The organism is Chloroflexus sp. (assembly GCF_034435895.1).
In the GTDB taxonomy this organism is placed as follows: domain Bacteria; phylum Chloroflexota; class Chloroflexia; order Chloroflexales; family Chloroflexaceae; genus Chloroflexus.
On the sequence record NZ_DAOTWH010000099.1, the window covers coordinates 1 to 6,701 of the forward strand.

A 6,701-nucleotide genomic window follows, 5' to 3' on the forward strand; every position below is an offset into this window, starting at 1 on the left:
CCCCCCCCCCCTGCCGGCAAAGCTGGATAATCTCGCTGCGATTAGCGGCCACCGTCTCGCTATCGCGGCGGACATACACCGTGCCGTTGTTGCCGACATACGGCGGCGGTTCATTCACCTTCACCTCGACCCGGATCACATCACGGCCCTCATAGTGCATCAGCTCGAACGACAAATAGGGTGCGGGGGTCAGATTGTCAACCACACTTTGGCGGAGCGCCTCAGTAATCTGGTCGGGCCGTTCGACCCCAACCACCTTGCCGCCGGGATCGCACCCCACGATCAGCACCCCGCCGCCGATATTCGCCAACGCCGCCACATCGGGCCAGAGCGCCGCCGCCGCGGATGGATCGGCCACTGCGCGCAGCAATTGGCGATCGGTACTGCCGCTGAAGCGGGCAACATCGAGCGACCACTGCTTCTGATCGCGCTTGGGCACGCGCACCCGGTCAAAGTCTTGGCTAGTGAACAGCGCCTTAAGCGACTCAAAGCTACGATCAGGCAAGAGCGCCTCGAAATAGCGATCGCCGATGCCGTGGCGGTGAGTCGCCTGCGCGTCAGACTCGGCCAAGCGGCGCAGACGATGAGCATCACTGCCTTGGATGCAGAACATGCGCCGCTCGTAATGCTCGGTCTTGCCGTTGTAGAAGCCGGGTGAAGTAAACTTCTCGTGATCGGTATAGAAATTGATAAACTCCAGCGCGTGGAGATAGGGGCTTTGCGTCACCGCCACCCGCGCTTGACCGCTAGTACCCATGCGCAAGGTCTCGGTAATCACGCCGTTGGGGCCATTGGCATGGGCAGCGATCACAATGCCGCCGGCGCGATGAATAATCTCGTAGGCCTCGGTGACGTGGCGGGTATTGGCCACGCTGCACACCCCGCCCTTCAGCGACTCGGCGGGAATGCCGAGTTGAAGCAGCGTGGCTTCGATCAGGCTCAGCGGGCGATTGGGTGGAAAGATACCAAGAATATGCGCGCCAAAATGTGACGTAAACTCAAAGCCGGGCAATACGGTGATCTTGGCCAGCAAACGGCGGTACTCGGCCAAGCGAGCCTCTTCCTCGCCGGTCAACCGCCCAGCCTTTTCGAGCGTGGTCAGAAACTCAATCTCGCGTTGAAACTGCTCGTAGCCGGCGACGGTATTGTGATCGGTAAAGGCGATGATTTCAAGGCCGCGCCGTTCAGCTTCCTGTAGAATATCAAGGTAAGAAACGTTTGGTTCGGCGTAATCCTCAGACGCAGGCGTGTGCAGATGCAAATCAACCCGGATCCAGCGCATCCCGTTGCGCGCTTCTCCCATTGCATTCATATTATGAAAACCTTAGATATTCAGATCTTTTTTAGCCATGTTTTTCTGTCTTTTTTGTTTTTATCTTGGCTCTTCTTGTGATCAAACGATAGGAAGCTCCTCCTTCCTAACGATAGAGTGAGCCGACCGCGCAGGGTCATAGTCACACTTTTCCCTATGTACTGATAGTATACCAGATCAACACGAGGTTGATGACACCAACCGCTGCTCGCGCAGCAAAGTCCGGCAACGCGGCGCCTGCTTGGTCAACGACGGCAGCGAGACTGATCACGCCCGCCGGCGCTAGGACGCAGCCGTTGCTTGAATGCAGCATAGCCAGCTCATGACCGCTGACGCTTCCCAACAATCTGTTGCGGTCATTAATTTGGCTGCAAACTTGACTCAAAGCCATTGCCAACATTTAATCAATAGCAAAAATATTCATTTTTAGAACTAGCATGATGTCAAAGCATTTGCTATAATGCAAGTAACGCTGAATATGACGCTGATGTAACGCTTTTGCGCGCCGAGGCCGCACCATGATGGCCGTGACCGGCAAGCAATGGGTGGCCGCTACGCGCGGCTTGTCTCCGGCAAGCAAGCCGTCTTCCCGCCGGCTCGCTCAGCAAGCGCTGCAGATGGGAGCGCGCAAGCAATGGTTGGCATGCCGGCAAGCAGGAAGACGGATGACCCGGCATCAGTTTGCGTCAATGGTTATGCACTGAGGTGGCTCAGCACAGCGCAGACACTTTACGCGATTGGGAAGATTGCGGCGGGTGGTCGTGATCCTGCATGGATCGCGACCCTCGCCATACGACAACCAGCACTTGTGCTTCACCGCGGAAGCGACAGCATCGCAACCCTACCGCTCGCCGGCGGGCATATCGGCTGGCGCCGCGAGCAGCTCGCTGCAGATGACATCGATTGTCGAGCGCTGTCATCGCGGCAGGAGAGAGGAGAGTCCTATGTCTAGTGCTAGCGGATTCGGTCTGCAGCAGGCGCGCACCATCATCAGCGAGTTAGAACGATTTCTAGCCGATCTGAAGCAGGAAGATGGGTTGAGCGAAAACACCATTACCTCGTACCGGTGCGATTTGCGGACGGCAGGAACCGCCTTGAGCAAAGATCTCGCGGCCATTACCGCCAGTGATATCCAACACTTTCTGGCCAGCCGGCAAGAACAGCCGGGCACAACGAACCGGCGGATTGCGAGTCTAGGCCGGTTTTTCCGCTGGGCGCTGGCACGCGGGTATGTCAGCTATAATCCGGTCGAGCAGATCAACAGCCGGATTCCGACCGAACACCATCCGCAACCGATTGCCAACGAGACCGAACTGCGCGCGCTGGATCAGGCGATCGCAACCGCGCCGCAACCCTACCGGCTGATCTTCACCTTGTTGCGCGAGATCGGCATTCGCACCGACGAGGTGCTCAACCTCAACCTTGGCGATGTGATCCTTGAGCCGGGGCGCGAGATGTTGCTGGTGCGCGATAGCAAGAGCGGGAATAAACGAATGATTGCGCTGACCCCTGACGCGATGCCGCGTTCGTTGCGCGGGTTGCGCAGTTGGGTGCGCGAGATGGAGCATTTGCCGCCCGATACGCCGCTCTTCCGGTCGTCGCGCGGCACGCGCGCATCGTACGATACGCTGCACCGGCGCTGGGTGGCGGTATGCAAGACGGCCCGGCTGATTGATATTGTCGATGGGCGCGAGCAGCCGCGCTACACATTGCACCATCTCCGCCACACCGCTGCCGCCGAGCTGATCACGTTTTACCCAGAGCAGGTGGTGCGCCGGATTTTGGGCCATCGCGATCCACGCTCGACCCGCCGCTACACCGAGCTGGTGCGCAACCAGCCACGAGCCGCCGAGCGGACGTCTAATCTGCACAAGCCACCCCGGCGCGAGGCGATGTGAGGTTACGACGACGGTGCGGCAAGGAAGGCGCGAATTGCCGCGTATGTTGGGCCATACCCCGGCCCGCGCAGCATATTGTGATTTGTGCCGGGAATGAGCTGCATCTGCACGAGACCCGGCGGCGCGGCGGCCTGTAGCTCGGCTTGCACCGCCGGCGGTACGATCGTGTACTCTGGCTCGGCCAGCAAGATCAGCAGCGGCGCCTGCACCCGCCCGATCCGCGGCGCCAGCGTCCAGTCTTCCGGCATGAGGAATAAGCCAGCCACTTGCTCATAGCGGCACTCGGCCAACGCCTGCGCCTTCCAATAGTAATCGCACGGATGCCAATCCGGGTTAGTCTCGCGCAACATCGGCAAGGTCACTTCCGGCGGCTCACCCACTCCCCGGCTAAACTGCGGCAGCCACGACGGGGCCACTGCCGCTTCTTGCCGGATCAACGGATCGACCAGCACGGCCCGCTGCACAGCGGCCCGCGCCGGATGGTCGCTGCTCAGCAAGGCCAGCGTCGTCGCCCCGCCCCACGAATGGCCAACCAACGCTATGTCGCTCAGGCCCAAGGTCTGGATCAGATCACCCACTATGTTCGCCACCGTATCAATATCGTAGGCCGGGCTCAGATCGCTTTGGCCGTGGCCGGGCATGTCAATCGCAATCACCCGCCAGCCCTCGGCGGCCAGATCCGCTCCCAACCGCCAGAGGGTAACGGCGCTGCTGGTGATGCCGTGGCAAAGCAGGGCCGTAGGGCCGGCGTTGGGCCATTCGAGCAAGCTGACCCGGCCATGGCTCAGGCGGACAACGTGGCGTTGAGCGTTGATGCGGCATGGTTCGGTCATTGGCTTGCTCCCTCTGGCGCAACAGCGACGAAATCGGCCAGCACTGCCTTGAGCGCAGACAGCGAGGTTTCCTGAATGTACATCATGTGGCCGGCAGGGTAGAAGCTCTCGCTGATCTGGCTGCGCAACGCCGGATCGAGGGCGAGATGGTTGAGCGTATAGCGGGTGGCGAAGTAGGGTGTCGCCAGATCGTAGTAACCGCTAGCGACATGCACCCGCAGCGCCGGATTGCGGTGCATTGCCCGCCGCAGCGTCTCGGCGACATCAACGTAACGGTTTTGGTGATCATTGAAACTCCACGGCCATACCCGCTCGGTGAGGATTTCGTAGGGCAGATCGCTGCTAAAGCCCAACTGCTCGCGCACATAATGGTTGAGCGCGGCAGTGTAGGGGCCGGTAATCGCGGCGAGGCTCGGATCAAGCTCGACCGTCTCGCCTACTGCGTCGCGATCGCTACCGGTAAACCGGCTGTCGAGCCGGCCCACCGTGCGGTGCTGATCGCGCAGCAACTCCTTCACAAACCGGTCGTCGCGAATCCGTAAGCGCGAGCGAGCAATATAGTCGCGGCTGAGACCGGTGTAGCGGGCTAGTTGGGTCGCAATGTGATCGAAGGTGGCCGGATCGAGCTGATCGCCTTGCAACAAAGCCAGCGCATAGTCACCGAACGCAAACGCTTCAGCAGCGCGCAAGGTCGCAATCAGATCACGTTGCAATTCCGGTTCGAGCCGGCGGTGGTAGAAGGCGGTGGCGGTATAGGCCGGCAAAAAGAGCATGTACGGCAGATCATTGCCGTAATCGAACGAGAGGGTCTGAAAGTGCAACACCGCCGAGATCAGCATCAGGCCATTGAGGTAGAGGCCGTGCCGTTCTTGCAAATAGCCGGCCAAACCAGCGGCGCGGGTGGTGCCGTAGCTCTCGCCGGCCAGATATTTGGGTGACAACCAGCGCCCGTAGCGGCTGGTGTACAGCCGGATAAAATCACCCACCGACTCGATATCTTTGCGAAAATCGTGAAACTGCTTGGCCGACTCGCCGGCGACGGGACGGCTATAGCCGGTACTGACCGGATCGATAAAAACCAGATCGCTCACATCGAGCAACGAGTATGGGTTGGGCACAAGACGACCGGGAGGCGGCAACGGCCACCCTTCTTCAGTCATCAGCACCCGCTGCGGGCCAAGCAAACCGAGGTGCAGCCAGACCGACGATGAGCCGGGGCCGCCATTGAAGGCAAAGGTAAGCGGACGCCGGCTAGCATCGCTCACATCATCGCGGGTATAGGCGACGAAGAAGATCCCGGCCCGCGCCTGCTCACCGGCGCTGACGCCATCCTTCTCCGCCTCCTCCTTCATAATGATCACGCCGGCGGTGGCCGTATACGCGATCTCGACGCCATTAATCACCACCGTGTGCTGGGTCTGCACAAGCTGATCGGCGGGTGGCATCGCCGGAGCAGCAGCAGGTTGGGTTGTTGTCATGCGATATGCCGTCCGCTATCATCCCACACCAATTCGGCGCGCCCAATGCGCACCAGATCACCATCTTGAACGCCAGCCGCTATCAGGGCCTCGTTAATGCCGCTCGCTTCGAGCACGCGCTGAATCCGGTCGAGCGCCTCGTCTTGATCGAGATTGCTCATCGCGATCAGGCGTTCGATCTTGACCCCGCGCACCCGGAAGGCATCGCCTTCACGTTCGATGGTAAAGGCATTCTCATCAACCGGCGGCAGCGGCCATTCGAGCGGCGGCTCATCGGGATCGACCGGCTCGCGCCGGGGCGGCGGATCGGCGCGCAGCAGCTCGGCCACCCGCTGCAAGAGCGGTTCGATGCCGGCGCCGGTTGCCGCCGAAATCACAAACAGATCCTCCGGCGCCACCGGCAGGCGAGAGCGCAAGATGGGCAGGTTTTCTTGGGCTGCCGGCAAATCGGCCTTATTGAGCGCCACCACCTGCTTGCGCAGAGCCAATTCAGGCTGGTACAGGCGTAGTTCGGTATTAATCTGCTCGTAGTCATCCCAAGGCGCGCGGCCATCAACCCCGGCGGCATCAATGATGTGGATCAGCAAGCGCGTGCGCTCAACATGGCGCAGAAAATCGTGACCGAGACCAACGCCGGCATGCGCCCCTTCGATCAAACCGGGAATATCGGCCACCACAAACCGCTGTAAGCCAACCTCGACAATACCGAGATTGGGAGTAAGGGTGGTAAACGGGTAGGCGGCAATCTTGGGCCGGGCAGCGCTGATCACCGAGAGCAGCGTCGATTTGCCCGCATTCGGAAAGCCGACCAACCCCACATCCGCCAGTATCTTCAGTTCAAGCTCCAGCGTCAGTTCTTGGCCGGGTTCGCCCAACTCGGCGAGCCGCGGCGCTTGACGGGTTGGGGTAGCAAAATGGATATTGCCCAAGCCGCCGCGCCCGCCGCGGGCAGCGAGCAGGCGCTGGCCGGGCTGGGCAAGATCGACGGTATAGGTCACGCCATCGATCGTGGCCCGCACCACCGTACCGGGAGGCACCGGCACAACGACATCGGCGCCATTGCGGCCATGCATCGCATTCTTGCCGCCGTGACCGCCATTCTCAGCGACAAACTTGCGCTGATAGCGAAAATGCAGCAGGGTATTGTATTCAGGGTCGGCGACGAGATAAACGTGGCCGC

Annotated in this window: 6 protein-coding genes; 1 reads left to right on the forward strand and 5 read right to left on the reverse strand. The window is 60.7% G+C overall.

All coding sequences use genetic code 11. The features are described 5' to 3' along the window. On the reverse strand, positions 1–1,312 hold a 1,312-nt coding region (locus U9R81_RS05945; protein WP_322494595.1), incomplete at its 3' end, for an RNA-binding domain-containing protein. A gap of 154 nt (positions 1,313–1,466) precedes the next feature. After that, positions 1,467–1,625, reverse strand: a complete 159-nt coding sequence (locus U9R81_RS05950) for a hypothetical protein (protein ID WP_322494596.1) — start codon at positions 1,623–1,625, stop codon at positions 1,467–1,469. 631 nt (positions 1,626–2,256) lie between these two features. On the opposite strand from U9R81_RS05950, the gene U9R81_RS05955 reads away from it, so the two are divergent. Further along, positions 2,257–3,210 (forward strand): tyrosine-type recombinase/integrase, encoded by a 954-nt coding sequence (locus tag U9R81_RS05955; RefSeq protein WP_322494597.1) that lies wholly within the window; start codon positions 2,257–2,259, stop codon positions 3,208–3,210. Positions 3,211–3,212: 2 nt separating this feature from the next. Here the strand turns inward: U9R81_RS05955 and U9R81_RS05960 are convergent, their stop codons facing one another. From U9R81_RS05960 to obgE, 3 genes are all read right to left on the reverse strand, one after another. Further along, entirely contained in the window at positions 3,213–4,043 is an 831-nt protein-coding gene (locus U9R81_RS05960) for an alpha/beta hydrolase (protein WP_322494598.1), read from the reverse strand. Next, positions 4,040–5,521, reverse strand: coding sequence for a S10 family peptidase (locus U9R81_RS05965; RefSeq protein ID WP_322494599.1), 1,482 nt, complete (start codon positions 5,519–5,521; stop codon positions 4,040–4,042). Before U9R81_RS05965 ends, U9R81_RS05960 begins: the two co-directional genes overlap by 4 nt. Next, positions 5,518–6,701: GTPase ObgE (obgE, locus tag U9R81_RS05970; protein ID WP_322494600.1), on the reverse strand; the 1,184-nt coding region annotated here is incomplete at its 5' end. The genes obgE and U9R81_RS05965, both read right to left, overlap by 4 nt.